The organism is Nitrosomonas ureae (assembly GCF_001455205.1).
Lineage (GTDB): Bacteria > Pseudomonadota > Gammaproteobacteria > Burkholderiales > Nitrosomonadaceae > Nitrosomonas > Nitrosomonas ureae.
The window spans coordinates 81,824-99,235 of sequence record NZ_CP013341.1; the positions used below are offsets into that span (position 1 = coordinate 81,824).

The following is a 17,412-nucleotide window of genomic DNA, read 5'->3' on the forward strand; positions in this document are numbered from 1 at the left end:
TTTCAGCGTTCTTGCAGTAATTCCAGCAATCCCGCTTCATCAAGCACAGCAATGCCCAAGCTCAGCGCCTTGTCGTATTTGCTGCCCGGATCCGCACCCACGACGACATAATCCGTTTTCTTGGAAACACTGCCGCTCACTTTCCCCCCCAGCAATTCAATCTTTTCTTTGGCTTCTTCACGGCTCATAATCGGTAATGTTCCAGTTAAAACAAACGTCTTTCCCTGCAATGGTCTCATTTCCCCGGCTAAAACGGATATTCCCTCATGCTCATGCCAATGCACTCCACAGGCACGAAGCTGCTCAATCACTTCACGATTATGGGCTTCGGCAAAGAAATCCGCGATGCTCTGCGCCACCACCGGACCAACATCCGGAATTTGTTGCAAACGCTCACTACCGGCTTCGATCAGCCGGTCGAGGTTGCCACAATGCGCCGCCAAATCCTTTGCGGTGGCTTCTCCAACGTTACGAATCCCCAATGCATAGATAAATCTTGCTAATGTCGTATGCTTACTTTTTTCTATCGCGCGCAGAATATTACCGGCTGATTTCTCCGCCATGCGTTCCAGATTAGCCAGAGCGCTTAATCCCAATTTATATAAATCCGCCGGGGTTCGCACGACCCCTTGATCGACCATTTGCTCAACCAGTTTATCGCCCAAACCCTCGATATCCATAGCCCGACGCGAAGCAAAATGCAGAATCGCCTGTTTACGCTGCGCCGGGCAAAATAATCCACCGGTACAACGCGATACCGCTTCACCCACTAGCCGCACAGCTTTAGCGCCACATACCGGGCAATGCTCCGGCATCACAAAAACCTGCACCTCTACCGGACGTTTTTCCAATATCACTGATACAATTTCGGGAATCACGTCACCCGCACGGCGAACGATGACGGTATCGCCAATGCGCACATCCTTACGTTCAATTTCATCCGCATTGTGCAAAGTGGCATTGGTAACGGTCACGCCACCGACAAACACCGGTTTTAAGCGCGCGACCGGCGTCAAGGCGCCGGTTCTTCCAACCTGAATCTCAATACCCAACAGTTGCGTAATCGCTTCCTGTGCCGGAAATTTGTGCGCCAGCGCAAATCGTGGCGCGCGCGATACGAATCCTAACCGTTCCTGCTGTGCCAGGGAATTGACTTTATACACCACGCCATCAATATCATACGGCAAGCGCGCGCGTTGCACCTCAATCTCTTGATAATACGCTAACAATTCTTGCAGCCCCTTAACTACGCCGCCTTCTTTGGCAACAGGAAAATGTAACGACGCAAGATAGGCCATTACATGACTGTGTTTATCCAGTGGCATGTGGCAATCCTGATATTGTCCAACGCCATAAGCAAAGAAGGTTAAACGCCGGATTGCAGTAACACCAGGATCAAGTTGACGTAACGACCCTGCTGCTGCATTGCGCGGATTGGCAAATTCTTTTTCACCTTTAGCGGATTGACGCTGATTTAAAGCCAAGAAATCCGTTCTCAACATTAATACTTCACCTCTCACTTCCAGCCATGGTGGCGGATTCTCGACTGGGAGCAACAAAGGAATTGATTTAATCGTTCTCAGATTCAATGTAATATTTTCGCCCGTATAGCCATCGCCACGTGTCGCACCGGTTTTAAAAATTCCATTTTCATAACATAGACTGACAGCCAGTCCGTCAAATTTCGGCTCTACCGCATATTCGACATTATCCACTGCCAATCCTTCGCACACGCGCCGGTCGAAAGCTTCTACTTCCACATCGTCAAACGCATTACTCAGCGATAGCATCGGTCTACGATGCACAATTTGCGAAAAAGCTTTGAGTGGTGCCGCACCCACACGTTGTGTCGGAGAATCGGCTGTTATTAGTTGCGGATAGTCTTGCTCAATGTGCTGTAACTCGCGCAATAGTCTGTCATATTCGGTATCGGGAATGGTTGGAGTGTCCAATACGTAATACCGGTAATTGTGCAGCTCGATCTGAGCGCGTAAATCTTGTATGCGTTGCCTTATTTTCTCGATTCTTTCATTCATATCGAATCAGTATAATGAATACCGGTGAAACACGGTTTCAGTTCTTGACCAAAAATCCTTTATACTGCGCATTCGTCAAAAAACCAACCCTGTGACTTCATCTTGTCCTAAAAAGTGCATCATGAGCAATAATAACAATACATTAAAAATCCGCATTCAGATTCAGCAAGAACCTCCGCAAGCCATCGAGGAAATCTACCCCGAACCTGAAATCATTTATGAAGAATCGCTGGATTGGAGAAAAATTTCCATTGCCGCACTCGCACTGCTAACTATTTTAGTTGTGCTCGGTTATTTAATTTTCAGTAGCCAAAGCTCTGAGGAGCCCATGAATGATTCAGCTATTTCCACACCTGAGAGCACGTCTCCTCCAACAAAGATTGATGCCGGACCCGACCTAACCGATGCCTCAGCTGGATCTGAGTTAAATACCCCGATCAACACGCATCCTGCCCCATCAGCTCCGGCATCCGACAACAACATTACCACACCCCAAACCATCATCCTGCCCACCAAAAAACCAAAAACAAACTCTATTACTGATCCATCCAATACACCAGACAAAAATGTACCCAAAACCGCATCTCAATCCAAGCCGCATAAAACATCGGATCAGCCCGAGGTTCTTAGAGCCTTGTTAACCCATGCAATTAAGGGGCGCGAGCCCGTTGATTCGATTGATACTGTACAATTAAAATCGGGTGAAACCAAACCCATCCATTTCTATCTGCAATTACAAAACCTGCAAGGAAAAAATATCCGGGTTAACTGGTATTTTAATAACAAATTGGATTCACAATTGCGCTTGCAAGTGCATAATAGCAATTGGCGCACTCACGCCAGCAAGCAACTGGATCACCAACGAATAGGTTCCTGGCATGTGGAATTAATCGATGAATTGGGAAATCAACTGGCGACCCGAGATTTTACCGTTACGCAAAACTAAGTTTTTTGATCTTACTGAATAAGCAAGTTAGGATGCATCATGAAATATTGCAGCAACTGTAGTGCCACTGTCGTATTGATGATACCTGAAGGTGATTCTCTACCCCGCTATGTATGCAGTACTTGTAATATCATTCATTATCAGAATCCCAAAATGGTTGTGGGATGTATCCCTGAATGGGAAGATAAAATTTTATTGTGCAAGCGTGCCATAGAACCTCGTAAGGGCTGGTGGACTTTGCCCGCCGGTTTTATGGAAAATAACGAAACGCTGGCACAAGCCGCGGCGAGAGAAACGTTGGAAGAAGCTAATGCACGTGTGGAAATAGGCGATCTATACGCAGTATATAGCCTGCCTCATATCAGCCAAGTTTATTTTATTTTCAGGGCAAAGTTGCTAGACCTCGATTTCAAGCCCGGAATCGAAAGCCTGGAAGTCAAACTGGTATCGGAACAAGAAATGCCGTGGGAAGAAATGGCGTTTCGGGTCATTCACGATCCGCTCAAGCACTATTTCAAAGAGCGCAATCAGGGAAAATTCGACCTTCATGTCGATGTGATTAACAAAGCTCAGAATGCCCCATAATGAATTAATGAACACAGTATCGGAGGACTGCATCCAAACAGCATTTATACACAATGTGTCGATTTGCTGATATGGATATCGGCAAACGAATCATAACAATCTGAAAAACCGCACGCAATGTCATAATTTGATCAATGATCATACAGATATAAGTAAATTTTAATATGGAAAATTATGAAGCACTACTAGCAACAATTGCCTTGATGATGGGTGCTTCCTGGGCCAGTGGCATTAATCTGTATGCAGTTTTACTGGTACTGGGACTGGGTGGCTCGACAGGCCATATTAATTTGCCTGCTGAATTATCGGTATTGCAAGAACCGTTGGTGATAGGTGCAGCCGGCATTATGTATTTCATTGAATTTTTCATGGATAAGATTCCTGGAATGGATTCTGCATGGGATTCCATTCATACTTTTGTTCGAATTCCTGCAGGCGCCATGCTAGCAGCTGGTGCAGTCGGAGACGTGACGCCCGCACTCGAAATTGCTGCGGGTATTTTAGGAGCGGGCGTGGCTGCGACCAGCCATGCTACCAAAGCTGGCACACGGTTGTTGATAAACACATCTCCTGAACCGGTTTCGAATTGGTCAGCTTCCATCACGGAGGATTTCTTGGTGTTCTCTGGGATGTGGGCAGCACTGAAGCATCAGGAAATATTTCTAATATTATTTGTTGTGTTTATGGGTATTGCCATTTGGTCATTACCAAAACTATGGCATTTAATTAATACGTTACTTTCAAAAATTGCAAGATTTCTCGGCTTTGCAAATGGACAAGCCGTGACAAACAACGTTGTGGATTCTATTCCATCGGCAATGAAATATCCGTCACCTGAACAGATAATGGCACTGGAACGATTGCAACAACTACGCGATAGTGGTGTGCTCACGGAACAAGAATTTGAACAACAAAAAAGCGCCATTCTGAAAAAGAACGATTAGAAAGATAATTGCGTGATTAAATTTCTCAATTATTGCGATGCAATACTCTTGGCAATATCCGTGCTCACGCAAAAGATTCCAAACACAACTTGCCGATAATTCAATGCGACGCAAATGGGATATTTTTTGTGCAGTTATCGATAATTTCGGTGATATTGGCGTATGTTGGCGCCTTGCCAAACAACTGGTTCATGAACATGGTCAATCAGTACGATTATGGGTTAATAATTTAGTCAGCTTTGCCAATATAGTACCGGAAGTAAATCCTCGAGCTCAGTACCAAATCATTCATTGCGTTGAGATCTGTTATTGGCAACGGTCATTTGTGGATACTGAACCGGCAGACGTAGTCATTGAAGCATTCGCGTGCGAATTGCCTGAAAAGTATGTGAGGGCGATGTTACAGAAAGAAAGGAATCCTGTCTGGATTAATTTGGAATATCTGAGTGCCGAATCTTGGGTGACTGAATATCATGGTTTACCTTCACCCCATCCCCGTTTTTCTTTAGCCAAGACATTCTTTTTTCCCGGCTTTGTGCCTGGCAGTGGTGGGTTGTTGCGGGAGAAGGATTGTCTGACAATACATGATAACTTTGACCAAGCAACAGAGCGGAAATTCTTCCAACGCAAAAGGCTGTCTGAAAGAAAAACCGGAGAGATACGTATTTCACTATTTTGTTATCAGAGCGCGCCCGTCGAAAACTTCATTCAAGTATTATCAGAATCAACAGTACCCGTTTTATTGATCGTCCCGCAAGGAATTGCTGCTGATCGCCTTTCAGCATTATTTAATCATGCACCATGCCAGACTAAGGCATTAATAAACTATAAGCAACTCACCATTCAGATTATTCCGTTTATGGAACAAACGGAATATGACCTATTGCTGTGGAGTTGTGATTTTAATTTTGTACGCGGCGAAGATTCTTTTGTACGTGCGCAGTGGGCGATTAAGCCCTTCATATGGAATATTTATCCTCAGCAAGAGGATGCACATCGGGATAAATTTGATGCATTTCTTACGCTATACACAGCAGGGTTACCTGTCAAAGTTGCATCCGCCGTGCAAGCAATGTGGCACTGCTGGAATGTAAGATGTGAATTGAATAATCTTATTTGGGAAGACTTTGCAGCTTGTTACGGGCCTTTGATCCAGCATAATAAGAATTGGGTTAATCAATTGCTGAAACAGGAAGATTTGGCATCCAATCTGGTGCAGTTTGCTGAAAATCAGCTATAATTCTTGGTTATCAAGCTCAAAGTTTACTGTTGATACCCACATTAATCTAGCTTCTAACCTAAAATTTGGAATTGAACTATGAAAACCGCAATGGAACTACGATCAGGTAACGTCATAATGATTGGTAATGACCCTATGGTTGTACAACGGGCAGAGTTTACCAAGTCTGGCCGTAACGCATCTGTGGTAAAAATGAAATTGAAGAACCTGTTTTCCAGCACTACAACCGAAACCGTTTACAAAGCGGATGAAAAATTCGATTTAGTTGTTCTGGATAGAAAAGACTGTACATACAGTTATTACGCCGATCCGCTCTACGTTTTTATGGATGCGGATTATAATCAGATTGAAGTTGAGGCTGACAACATGTCAGACGTTTTAAATTACTTGACGGATGGTATGGAAGATGTATGTCAGGTAACTTTCTACGATGGCAAGGCGATTTCTGTTGAGTTACCCAATACGATTGTACGCGAAGTCGAGTATACCGAACCAGCCATACGGGGTGATACTACGGGCAAGATTATGAAACCAGCTCGCCTTGCAGGAACAAATTTTGAAATTCAAGTGGCGGCTTTTGTAGAGATTGGCGATAAAATCGAGATTGATCCGCACAACAACGAATTCCGAAAGCGTGTTTAATGACTGGTCGAAATTAATTAATGAAAGGTGGCTATGCCACCTTTCTTATGTCGGGCATTTAACTGGCAACAACTTGAATATCAGGCTCTATGGTTCTAAGCATATTCTCAATTCCTCTAAGTGTGCCTGAAATAGAGCTGGGACATGTACCGCATGCACCTTGATAATGGATACGCAGAATGTTGCCCTCGAGTCCCAAGATATGCAAATCACCACCATCACTTTGCAGATAAGGGCGCACCTCTTCATCTAATAAAATATTGATTTTCTCCAAACGCAGTTGATCTTCCGGATTCACGTTAGCCAGAGCCTGGCTAGCAGTAGCGACGGTCTCGGCAGACTGCGCAGAAGCAGCCGGTGCTGCACGGATAGGGTCGGCAATATCACGCGCCAGGTCTTGCCAATTAGCTCCACCATCCTGAGTGACAGTGATCCAATGATCGATATAAAAAACATTCGTGACATGATCAATATCGAATAATGCAGATGCCAGTGGATCGTCTCTGGCGGCATCAGCATTATCGAATGAACGTGCAACGCCCCAGGTCAATGGTTCTTTAAGAATGAATTTCAAAGCATTCTTGTTGGGTGTTCCTTCAATGTCAGAAATTTTTGGCATTTTTCAGTATTAAAGTATTGAAGCTGCTATTGATATGCAGTATGGATGGCTAATAGAAGTTATACACAGATCTAGGATTGACACTCAACTAACTGAATGATTCGACACCATTTGTGCAGAATCATTATTGGCCTCAGTGGAAGTGCTAGAAATAGAGTTGAGTGCGGCATGCAAAGTGTGCCACGGTAAAATTGCGCATTTAACCCGCGTGGGTAAGTCGCGAATGCCTGAGAAAACCGTTAATCTCCCAAGATGATGCGGATGACCGGTATCCAGTTTTCCAGTAGCCAGTTCGCGAAATTCGTGAATCAGTATTTCCGCATCCAAACGAGATTTCCCTTTGACTGCAGTTGTCATCATCGATGCGGAAGCCTTGCAGATTGCACAGGATTCTCCTTGAAATGCAATATCACAGATCTGCTCATTCTCAAGTTGCAATGTAATATCCAGACGATCACCGCATAACGGATTGTGGCCAACTGCATGATGACTCGCTTGATCCAGCTTGCCATAATTACGCGGCTTTCTGTTGTGGTCGAGAATGACCTCCTGATACAGAGAATTGGTATGCATTATAAGAAAACCTTCTGAACGGTTTTAATCCCGGCAATCAAAGCATCAACCTCTGTTTTGTTATTATAGAAAGCAAATGAGGCTCTGGAGGTGGCAGGTACATTAAATCGCTGCATGACAGGTTGCGCACAGTGATGCCCAGTACGAACGGCAATGCCATCTTGATTTAAGATGGTTCCAATATCATGTGGATGGACTCCATCAATGGTGAAAGAAATAACGGCAGTTTTTTCATTCGCTGTACCAATAATATTGACACCAGGGATTTGAGTAAGACATTTGGTTGCGTAATCAAGCAATGTAGATTCATACGCAGCAATATTCTCGATACCAATAGTCGTCAAATAATCAATGGCAGCACCAAAGCCAATAGCAGCGGCAATCGGAGGAGTACCTGCCTCAAATTTATGAGGAATGGTGTTATAGATCGTTTCTTCAAAAGTTACCGATGCGATCATATTCCCACCACCTTTATAAGGCTGCATGGATTCCAGGAGTACAGCTTTACCATAGAGAATGCCTACTCCGGTCGGACCACATAATTTATGCGCTGAGAATGCATAAAAATCGCAATCAAGCGCCTGCACATCAATAGGTATATGAAGAGCAGCCTGTGCACCATCAATTAACACGGGAACATCATATCGATGAGCGAAATCGATCATTCTTTTAATCGGATTAATCGTACCGAGTGCATTCGAAACATGAATCAAACCGACAAACTTAGTACGCTCATTAAATAATCTTTCATATTCGTCGACATCTAATTCGCCTTTGTCATTAATTGGGACAACACGAATTTTTGCACCTTTTTCGTTAGCCAGCATTTGCCACGGAACAATATTGGAGTGATGTTCCAATGTGGTAAGAATAATTTCATCGTTTGCTTGGATAAATTTACGTCCATATCCTTGCATAACCAAGTTAATGGAATCTGTTGTACCGCTGGTAAAAATAACTTCCCGATCTTCGCGTGCATTGATGAATTGTTGTAACTTGCATCGTGCATCGTGATATTCCTGCGTGGCAACTTCAGATAAATAATGTACGGCACGATTAATATTTGCGTGTTGTTTAGTTTGATAGCGTACTAAACGATCAATGACTAATTGTGGCATTTGACTGGATGCAGCATTATCAAGGTAGATAAGCGGTTTTCCGTCAATTTTCAGCTCGAGAATAGGAAAATCGGTGCGAACCTTTCTCCAATCGACGTCAGAAGTAATTTCTGATTTCAGAGAAGCATGCGCTGAATTCATAATTTATTACCCCGAGTCTGATTAAGTACAGTTTGTGCCAGTTGCTGCCTGAGTGAGCTTACGGGAATACGATCGATTATTTCCGCACCGAAAGCGTAAGTTAATAAACTGCGTGCTGTTGCTTCGGATAACCCACGGCTTTGTAGATAAAAGATTTCTTCTTGATCAAGCTGTCCAACTGTTGCCCCATGTGCACATTTAACATCATCGGCAAAAATTTCCAGTTGTGGTTTCGTGTCTATCTGTGCAGTTTTACTAAGTAACAAGTTACGGCTCGATTGCGATGAATTTGTTTGCTGCGCATAAGGCCGTACAATAATTTTTCCATTAAATACAGCATGTGCTTTATCATTGACGATACATTTATGTTGCTGACGACTGATTCCATTTGGTTTTATGTGATCGATGCAGGTATGCGTATCGGCTAACTGGTTATCTGAAATTAACGCAAGCCCATCAATCGTGCACTCTGCAGCTTCATCAACTAATTGAACATTCAGATTGTAGCGGGAAATCTGCGCCCCTAATGAAATACTGACCGATTGATAGTTACTTCCATGAGCCAGCGAAACTGCGCAATTTGCCAGATGATAAGCTTGTGCGCTTTCCCGTTGAATTCTAATGTGTCTGGCGTGCGCATTCGCAGACAAGCTAATTTCTGTTACTGAATTTGTGACGTAGGCAGTCTCCCGAAGAGAAACATAATCCTCAACAAATGTTACGTTACTTCCGGGCTCTCCAATTATCAAACAGCGTGGATAGCAAGTTACCTCTGATTGTGTCGCAATGAACAATAAGTGAACGGGTTCGGCGATGGCGGTATTCTTTGGCGCAATGATCAATGCGCAATCACGAAGGAATGCCGTATTGAGTGCTGCAAATACGTTGTTATCAAATTTCACGTATTGACCAAAATGAGATTCCAGAACTGATGCATGTGTTAATAAGAATGTTGATAAATTGCCAACCTGAAGTACTGCGGGATCAACATGGGTCGATAACTGCGGAGAATAATAGCCATCTACAAACACCAGAGAGCTTTTTGCTTCCTTCAGATACAAATGTTCAATATCCTGCGTTTGCAAATTAGTGTGTGGTTGTGCAGACTGAAAAGATAAGCGAGTAAGCGCGGAGATATCAGTGAAACGCCATTCTTCATCACGCTTCGTGGGCAATCTCTGTGTACTAACATGATCAATTGCACGAGCACGTAATTGATTTAACCATGATAACGGCTCATTTGATTTTGTCGACCAAGATTTCAGTAGGCAATCAAGGTAATCGGTAGCAACTGTTTCGCTCATGCGATTGCTCCGGCAATTGACCGTTTATTTGCAGTAACCCAGTCATAACCTCGTGTTTCCAATTCAAGTGCTAATTCCTTACCACCTGTCAACACAATATGGCCTGACTGCATAATATGCACAAAATCCGGAACGACATAATCCAGTAAACGCTGATAGTGCGTCACTAAAATTGTGGCATTGTCTTTATTGGCAATTTGATTAACGCCATTGGCTACGGTCTTCAGCGCGTCGATATCAAGCCCGGAGTCCATTTCATCCAAGATGCTCAATTTCGGCTCTAACAATGCCATTTGCAGAATTTCGTTTCGTTTCTTCTCCCCACCTGAGAATCCTTCATTGACACTACGATCCAAGAAATCGGGATTCATATCTAATAATTTCATTTTTTCGCGCACAAAATCATCAAATTCGAGAGGATCCAACTCTTCCTTGCCCCGCTGGGCTTGTATTGTGTTATAGGCAAGACGAAGAAATTGCGTGTTTGCTACGCCTGGAATTTCAATCGGATATTGAAAAGCCAAAAATAATCCGGCGCGTGCACGATCCTCAGGTGCCAGCTCCAATAAATCCTTATCTTCAAACCGCACAGTTCCTGCTGTAATTTCATACGCCGAGTGACCTGCCAACACTTTTGCCAAAGTGCTTTTTCCAGATCCATTCAAGCCCATGATTGCATGGATCTCTCCACTTTTTATCGTGAGGTCAATGCCTTTGAGAATTTCGGTGCCATTAATACTGGCACGCAGCCCCTGAACCACGAGAAGGGTTTTACTGTTATTAACAATCATCCGACACTCCCTTCCAACTTAAAGCTGAGAAGCTTGGTAGCTTCAACAGCAAACTCCATTGGCAATTGTTGAAACACATCCTTACAGAAACCATTAATAATCATAGAGACTGCTTCTTCTGCATCAATTCCGCGTTGTGAAAAATAAAAAAGCTGATCTTCGCCAATTTTAGAAGTAGACGCCTCATGTTCAACAATTGCACTGTTATTATGAACTTGAATATAAGGAAAGGTATGCGCGCCACATTGATCGCCAATAAGCATAGAGTCACATTGCGAGTAATTTCGCGCACCTTCGGCGGTCGGAGAGATACGTACCAAGCCACGATAGCTACTGTTAGAATGGCCAGCCGAGATACCTTTACTCACTATAGTGCTACGCGTGTTTTTCCCGAGATGAATCATTTTCGTCCCGGTGTCAGCTTGTTGATAATTATTGGTTACCGCAACTGAATAAAATTCTCCGACCGAATTATCACCTCGCAATATGCATGACGGATACTTCCACGTGATTGCGGAACCGGTTTCTACCTGTGTCCATGAAATTCGAGAATTCTTCCCTTTTGCCAAACCCCTCTTAGTAACAAAGTTGTATATACCACCAATACCGTTCTCATCACCGGCATACCAGTTCTGGACTGTTGAATACTTGATATCTGCATTATCTAACGCAACCAGTTCAACTACTGCAGCATGTAACTGATTAGTATCAAATCTAGGCGCAGTACAGCCTTCAAGATAAGAAACAGCAGCATCTTCCTCAGCAATGATTAATGTACGCTCAAACTGTCCGGATCCTTCCGTGTTAATGCGGAAATAGGTGGATAGATCCATCGGGCATTTGACACCTTTAGGAATAAAACAAAAAGAGCCGTCCGTAAACACAGCAGAATTCAAAGCCGCAAAATAATTATCACCAACAGGCACAACAGTTCCCAGATATCTCTGAATAAGTTCTGGATGGTTATGCACAGCTTCAGAAATGGAACAAAAAATAATGCCGACTTCCGCAAGTTTCTGCTTATAGGTAGTGGCTACTGAAACACTGTCAAAGATAACATCGACAGCGACGCCTGCAAGTGCTGCACGTTCGTGCATTGGCACGCCAAGCTTTTCAAATGTACGCAATAATTCAGGATCAACTTCATCCATACTTGCCAATTTTTTCTTAGGCTTTGGTGCTGAGTAATAACTGATTGCTTGAAAATCAATTTTTGGATAATGAACGTTCTGCCATTCAGGCTCTTTCATTGTTAGCCATTTTCGATAAGCTTCCAGGCGAAATGACAAAAGCCACTCGGGCTCATTCTTTTTGGCTGAAATTAATCGAATGATATCTTCATTAAGCCCTTTGGGAGCAACATCAGATTCAATTTTAGTAACGAAGCCGTGTTTATACGGTTGATTAACCAGACTTTGCAATACTGCACTCATTTGGTTTCTTCCTTTTTTTAATATTTATATAGTTTGAAACAGATTTCCTACAATCTTAAATTACATCAAAACGACTACTGATATACAAAGCGGAAATATACTGTAATCGAGATTGCTATCAATTAAATCTAAACAGATTCTTTTATACTGAAGCTATCGCCACAACCACATGTATTATCAATATTCGGATTAACAAACTGGAAAGAACTGTTGAGACCTTCCTTGACAAAATCGATTTGAGAACCATCCAAATAAGGCAGGCTGTATCTATCAACAACTATCTTAGTTTTATGTGACTCAAATAACTGATCATCGGGTTGAATCTCGTCAGCATAATCAAACGTATAAGAAAATCCTGAACAACCCGATTTTTTAATCCCAACCCGGAATGCAAGTCCTTTACCACGCTTAACAAGTTGTTGTTGAATATATTTTGCAGCATTTTCAGTTAGTGTAATAAGCATAATTTAGTCCAATGTATTATTTCTTCGTATAAGCAAAAACTTATGCTACTTCAATTAGACACAGACTTAATAATATTGTTCTATAGCAATTTATCGATAAAACATTGTTAGATTTTTTGAGAACGGAAAATCTTATTAAAAACGAATATCAGCTGTACGCAGCCGTTGTTTCACGCCGTATATCAGTTTCACGTCGCATATCAAGAAGCGGTACGATTGCTTCATTCTGTTGATTGATTTGATTATCAACCAATTCCTTAAGCGTAACCGCACCAAGATACTCAAAAATGAGCTCATTCAATTTTGCCCATAAATCATGCGTCATGCACTTTCCATCATTATGGCAATTCTCTTTACCGCCACACTGCGTAGCATCGATAGGCTCATCAACCGCAAGAATAATGTCTGCGATCGATACCTTATCTAAATCTTTAGAAAGACAATAACCGCCTCCAGGACCACGAACACTATCTACCAATTCAGATTGGCGCAACTTTGCAAATAGCTGTTCCAAGTACGACAAGGAAATCTTCTGTCTTTGACTGATATCTGCCAGTGTTATTGGATGGCTGCTTTGCTGCAAAGCAAGATCAAGTAGCGCGGTAACCGCAAATCTTCCTTTTGTAGTTAATCTCATGATTAATCCTCTAAATTAAGTGTTAGCAAAAATAATACCCGATTAATTTGATCAACTATACAATACCCGATTGATTTAGTCAACAATAAGCAAGGTAATTATCTGATCATGGCAACGATCCGATAATCATCTAATAATTAATCAACCACTCCTAAAAAATATCCAACGATTAAAGTGATCAACAGTGGATACATTGCTGCACACTCTTTGCATTGTTTTTGTTTTCTTTCTCTGTTTCATCAAGCTGCCCTGCGCTGCGCAGTTATCAATACCGCTGGTTTGAGGTGACATCGCCTTTGTTAGGTACGAGGAATACCAGTGAAAGTGGATATCAGCAACTCATTGCGCGATATAACCGTTTCTTGCAAACTCTGGGAATATTCTGAAGTTCTTCAGCAAGATTCGGCAACCTTGCTTTGTGTTTAATAATTGGATTGTTATTAGCATGAGTATCACCTTTCTTTCTGTTTGACTTAAGGTTGCGAACCCATATCAAACTCTGCAACACTCTATATTTTAAGCGCTTTTTATAATTAGACCTGAACTGGTAGAGCAAATATGATCATGTATCGAAAACGCCACACCCGATACTACCTCTGCCATAATTTAGTGATACGGATAGTTTTATTTTTGTATCTGAAGCACTTATTTCTTAAGTGCCGCCAACTGTTCCTTCAGTGCTTTGATTTCTTCTTCCGCCCGGATTTGCGGAGTAATATCGTACTGTACCCCGAGGAAATAGAGTAAATTTTCGTTTGAATCAAAAAGTGGGGACACCAGCAGATGGTTATAAAATAGTTCGCCATTTTTGCGATAGTTTCTCAATACCACTTCTACAGATTTTTTATTCTTAATGGCTTCCCGGAGTTGCATAACACCTGATTGATCATGCTCACTTCCCTGTAAGAAACGGCAATTCTTACCCACGGTCTCCGCCAATGTATAACCCGTTATAATTTCAAATGCCTTATTAACATACACCAAAGGCAAATCCTCTTGGTCAGGATCGGCCAGTGTCACTCCATTGACGCACGAATCAAGAATCTTGGACAATACTTGTGGAATCAATCCAGGGTCTTTTTCAACGATAAAATCCATGATTTTTTCTCCAGGTTAATCAGCTATTGGCTAAATACACGCATTGCGATGATTGATTATTTTAAGCTGGCCAAATCTGCTTCAATAATTTTTTTGATATTTTTTACGGTTCTTTCCGTTCCGTCCTGAACTGCTATGCGTACCAGTTTCTCAAAAGGCCTCACATGAAGATCAAGGCTCAGCAGCTCAAAGGTAAATGTTATTTTGCTATCAGACGCATTGACTGATTCCATCACATAGTCACATCGATAGGGATTGGATGTTCCTTCAAAACAAATGCGTGTACCAACATCAAAAATTTTAACTTTGAAAGTTGATTCAGATCGATTGCCTTGGTCAATGCGTACTTGACGGCATACCGTTCCCAGCTGTATTGGGCCATCCGTCAATTTCTCCAGTTCCTTAACTTCAGGTGACCATCTGGGGTAGTTAATAAGCAAATCATTACCAATGAAATTGAAAAGCTTATCTGCCGGACTTTGAATAATTGTACTGGCCTTGCCTATTACAGGACTATCTTTAAACAAACCAAGCATATATATCTCCTGCGTAGTGTTTGCTAAACCAAGTAAGTATCGATTCCCGCCAATAATAAGTCATATTGGGCTTCTACGAGCTCTTTTATTGTCAGCGCCGGAATACCGGTGATAATGTTTCCTTCCGAAACCAACCAACCAACAGCATCCGCGGCTCCAATGCTTACTACATAGCCTAATTCGTGGTGTATATAAGGCTCAAGCAGTCCAGGAAAACCTGAATGGCGCAATATATTGCGCGCCACTAGCTTTCCTTTACGAACAGCTGATTGTGCCGTCCGCGTATTTGATCCCGGAGATTGATAGTACGAACAATCACCGGCCGTAAAAATATTCTGTAACGGCTTCCGGTTAATTATTATCTGTCCAAAAGCGTTAGCCGTATAAGTCTTTTGCTGCTTTTTACCCAGAAACAAAATTGCCATACTGGACGGTAATTCAAATTGCTTTTTTGTTATTTTTTCGGTCAGAAAAATCTTATCAGAATCCTGATAACTGTAGTATGTGTCAGGGTAAAAAGCAATCTCCAAATCACGCATACGAGATTCAGCATACGTACCAAAACCATCAGGAAATTGCTCAAGAACACGCCCGCCTGAATGAATCAGACGTAATTTTATTTTATATTTCTTACGCATCAGGAATTGCTTTATCTCAAACAGAAACTGTATGCCGGTTGCCCCTCCCCCTACAACAGAAATCGCTTGATTCGGAACATTGTTTTGATCAAGAAAATTTCCTAATAGATCAGATCCATTTGCGGCAGTAAAATCAGACAAGCTCAATACATTTTTTGAATCCATAAGACCTGATGCACTATTTTCGCAGCCGGATGCAATGATCATATAATCAAAATTCAGAACCGCATCATCAAGAATTAATTGTTTGCTGTCTTGACAATCCTGCAACGTATTTTGATCAAGATCCACTGATGCCAGCACATGCCTGCATCCGTAACGAATCTCTAAATCACCAAATGAAAACAATAAATCTGTTAGAGGATACCTAAATGTTTCATGCAAATGCGTAATCTTCAGATGCTGCGTTCTAGGATCTATGAGTGTGATATCCGTATCGGGAGCAAATTGCAACAGATTGGTCAATGCAGCAAGCCCTGCATATCCTCCGCCTACAATAATCACTCTCAGTTTTTTTTGTTTGGTTATATTAAAAGGCAAAAAAGCCACACCATCTCCTTACCTGCTGTCGCTTGGGAACATTTAATTTCCCCGTTAGCGTATTTTCAAACTCAGCATTTCTCAAAAACACTTCTGATCGTCGTTACTACAGACTAGCACAAATATTGTTTGATAGCTTAAATTCGAAATTAATTACAATACAGAAGAAATTATCGAGGAATAAGATTGACTTGCCAGTTTTCTCTAGCCCACTGCCAAAAAGAAGGGATATCTCCTTCAAGAATTACCGCCGGAGGTTTCTGTCCCAGAAAACACAGTGCCTTAACCAATTGCGGCAAGGCATTTGCAATATCAATTGGCTCGGCATTGGTTTGTTTACTGAGTTTCTCACCCGCAGCATTGGTTACGACCGGAAGATGCATATATCGCGGCGTACTATAACCTAACGATCGCTGTAGAAATATTTGGCGCGGCGTAGAATCCAGAAGATCCGCACCACGAACAACATGCGTGATACCCTGCTCAGCATCATCGACCACAACGGCCAATTGATAAGCATATATACCGTCAGCCCGGCGTAGTACAAAATCTCCAATTTCCCGCCTGAGTTTTTGTGTATACGGGCCTTTTAAAATATCTTGAAATTGAATTTCATTTTGATTCGTTTGAATACGCAGTGAACATGCTTTGTCTGATAAAGAAGGATTTTTCAAACACGTCCCAGGGTAGATTGGGCCACCAAGACCGATGATGCTGGAATCAGAAATTTCTTTTCTTGAACAAGTACACGGATATATTAAATTCTGTTTCTCTAATCTATCCAGTGCTTTCTGATAGGCTTCAAGACGCCGGCTTTGAAAAACAACTTCCTCATCCCACTCCATACCCAGACTTTCCAGTACAAATAAGAATTCACTTACGGCTCCAGGCACTTCACGCTGAAAATCTATATCTTCAATCCTGACCAACCACTTACCTTGATTAAATTTTGCATCGAGATAACTGCCGACAGCCGCAACCAGTGAACCAAAATGCAAGAGCCCTGTTGGAGATGGCGCAAACCGACCACGATAATTTTTTTCTATCATGGGTGAATATTCATTAAAGAAAGTATGTTGAATTTATAAAATATCACACTACTACGTTACATGGGTATTACTGACTGA

The 17,412-nt window shown here is 42.2% G+C and carries 18 protein-coding genes; 5 read left to right on the top strand and 13 right to left on the bottom strand.

Features of this window, described 5'->3' with window-relative positions:
* Nucleotides 1-2: 2 nt before the first annotated feature.
* Nucleotides 3-2,036 (bottom strand): NAD-dependent DNA ligase LigA, encoded by a 2,034-nt coding sequence (ligA, locus tag ATY38_RS00495; protein WP_062557562.1) that lies wholly within the window; start codon nt 2,034-2,036, stop codon nt 3-5.
* A 121-nt stretch (nt 2,037-2,157) separates the two neighbouring features.
* Between ligA and ATY38_RS00500 the strand changes: the two genes are divergently transcribed.
* The 5 genes from ATY38_RS00500 (at nt 2,158) to ATY38_RS00520 (ending at nt 6,393) form a co-directional block, all read left to right on the top strand.
* Entirely contained in the window at nt 2,158-2,982 is an 825-nt protein-coding gene (locus tag ATY38_RS00500) for a DUF2914 domain-containing protein (RefSeq protein ID WP_062557563.1), read from the top strand.
* Between the two features lie 39 nt (nt 2,983-3,021).
* On the top strand, nt 3,022-3,567 hold the full coding sequence (locus ATY38_RS00505; protein WP_062557564.1) for an NUDIX hydrolase: 546 nt from the start codon (nt 3,022-3,024) through the stop codon (nt 3,565-3,567).
* Between the two features lie 164 nt (nt 3,568-3,731).
* Nucleotides 3,732-4,511, top strand: coding sequence for a DUF4126 family protein (locus ATY38_RS00510; protein ID WP_062557565.1), 780 nt, complete (start codon nt 3,732-3,734; stop codon nt 4,509-4,511).
* A gap of 103 nt (nt 4,512-4,614) precedes the next feature.
* On the top strand, nt 4,615-5,751 hold the full coding sequence (earP, locus tag ATY38_RS00515) for an elongation factor P maturation arginine rhamnosyltransferase EarP (RefSeq protein WP_062557566.1): 1,137 nt from the start codon (nt 4,615-4,617) through the stop codon (nt 5,749-5,751).
* 78 nt (nt 5,752-5,829) lie between these two features.
* Nucleotides 5,830-6,393, top strand: a complete 564-nt coding sequence (locus ATY38_RS00520) for an elongation factor P (protein ID WP_062557567.1) — start codon at nt 5,830-5,832, stop codon at nt 6,391-6,393.
* 58 nt (nt 6,394-6,451) lie between these two features.
* Here ATY38_RS00520 and ATY38_RS00525 read toward each other — a convergent pair whose 3' ends face one another.
* The 12 genes from ATY38_RS00525 to gluQRS all read right to left on the bottom strand — a co-directional run bounded on the left by ATY38_RS00525 (nt 6,452) and on the right by gluQRS (nt 17,334).
* A complete protein-coding gene (locus ATY38_RS00525; RefSeq protein WP_062557568.1) occupies nt 6,452-7,012 on the bottom strand; it encodes a NifU family protein in 561 nt (186 codons plus the stop codon).
* An 84-nt stretch (nt 7,013-7,096) separates the two neighbouring features.
* The gene (gene sufU, locus ATY38_RS00530) at nt 7,097-7,585 is read right to left on the bottom strand and encodes a Fe-S cluster assembly sulfur transfer protein SufU (protein ID WP_062557569.1); all 489 of its coding nucleotides are present in this window, start codon (nt 7,583-7,585) and stop codon (nt 7,097-7,099) included.
* A complete protein-coding gene (locus tag ATY38_RS00535) occupies nt 7,585-8,844 on the bottom strand; it encodes a cysteine desulfurase (protein ID WP_062557570.1) in 1,260 nt (419 codons plus the stop codon). Before ATY38_RS00535 ends, sufU begins: the two co-directional genes overlap by 1 nt.
* Nucleotides 8,841-10,148 carry a Fe-S cluster assembly protein SufD gene (gene sufD, locus ATY38_RS00540; RefSeq protein WP_062557571.1) on the bottom strand — a complete coding sequence of 436 codons (1,308 nt, stop codon included), beginning with the start codon at nt 10,146-10,148 and terminating at the stop codon, nt 8,841-8,843. The genes ATY38_RS00535 and sufD overlap by 4 nt, the downstream gene beginning before the upstream one ends.
* Entirely contained in the window at nt 10,145-10,939 is a 795-nt protein-coding gene (sufC, locus tag ATY38_RS00545; protein ID WP_062557572.1) for a Fe-S cluster assembly ATPase SufC, read from the bottom strand. The genes sufD and sufC overlap by 4 nt, the downstream gene beginning before the upstream one ends.
* Nucleotides 10,936-12,372 carry a Fe-S cluster assembly protein SufB gene (sufB, locus tag ATY38_RS00550; protein WP_062557573.1) on the bottom strand — a complete coding sequence of 479 codons (1,437 nt, stop codon included), beginning with the start codon at nt 12,370-12,372 and terminating at the stop codon, nt 10,936-10,938. The genes sufC and sufB overlap by 4 nt, the downstream gene beginning before the upstream one ends.
* A gap of 128 nt (nt 12,373-12,500) precedes the next feature.
* Nucleotides 12,501-12,836 (bottom strand): HesB/IscA family protein, encoded by a 336-nt coding sequence (locus ATY38_RS00555; RefSeq protein WP_062557574.1) that lies wholly within the window; start codon nt 12,834-12,836, stop codon nt 12,501-12,503.
* 148 nt (nt 12,837-12,984) lie between these two features.
* Nucleotides 12,985-13,473 carry a Fe-S cluster assembly transcriptional regulator IscR gene (gene iscR / locus ATY38_RS00560; RefSeq protein ID WP_062557575.1) on the bottom strand — a complete coding sequence of 163 codons (489 nt, stop codon included), beginning with the start codon at nt 13,471-13,473 and terminating at the stop codon, nt 12,985-12,987.
* 645 nt (nt 13,474-14,118) lie between these two features.
* The gene (locus ATY38_RS00565) at nt 14,119-14,571 is read right to left on the bottom strand and encodes a PAS domain-containing protein (RefSeq protein ID WP_062557576.1); all 453 of its coding nucleotides are present in this window, start codon (nt 14,569-14,571) and stop codon (nt 14,119-14,121) included.
* 56 nt (nt 14,572-14,627) lie between these two features.
* A complete protein-coding gene (locus tag ATY38_RS00570) occupies nt 14,628-15,107 on the bottom strand; it encodes an SRPBCC family protein (RefSeq protein ID WP_062557577.1) in 480 nt (159 codons plus the stop codon).
* 23 nt (nt 15,108-15,130) lie between these two features.
* The gene (locus ATY38_RS00575) at nt 15,131-16,294 is read right to left on the bottom strand and encodes an NAD(P)/FAD-dependent oxidoreductase (RefSeq protein ID WP_062557578.1); all 1,164 of its coding nucleotides are present in this window, start codon (nt 16,292-16,294) and stop codon (nt 15,131-15,133) included.
* Nucleotides 16,295-16,455: 161 nt separating this feature from the next.
* On the bottom strand, nt 16,456-17,334 hold the full coding sequence (gene gluQRS, locus ATY38_RS00580) for a tRNA glutamyl-Q(34) synthetase GluQRS (protein ID WP_062557579.1): 879 nt from the start codon (nt 17,332-17,334) through the stop codon (nt 16,456-16,458).
* Nucleotides 17,335-17,412 lie beyond the last annotated feature (78 nt).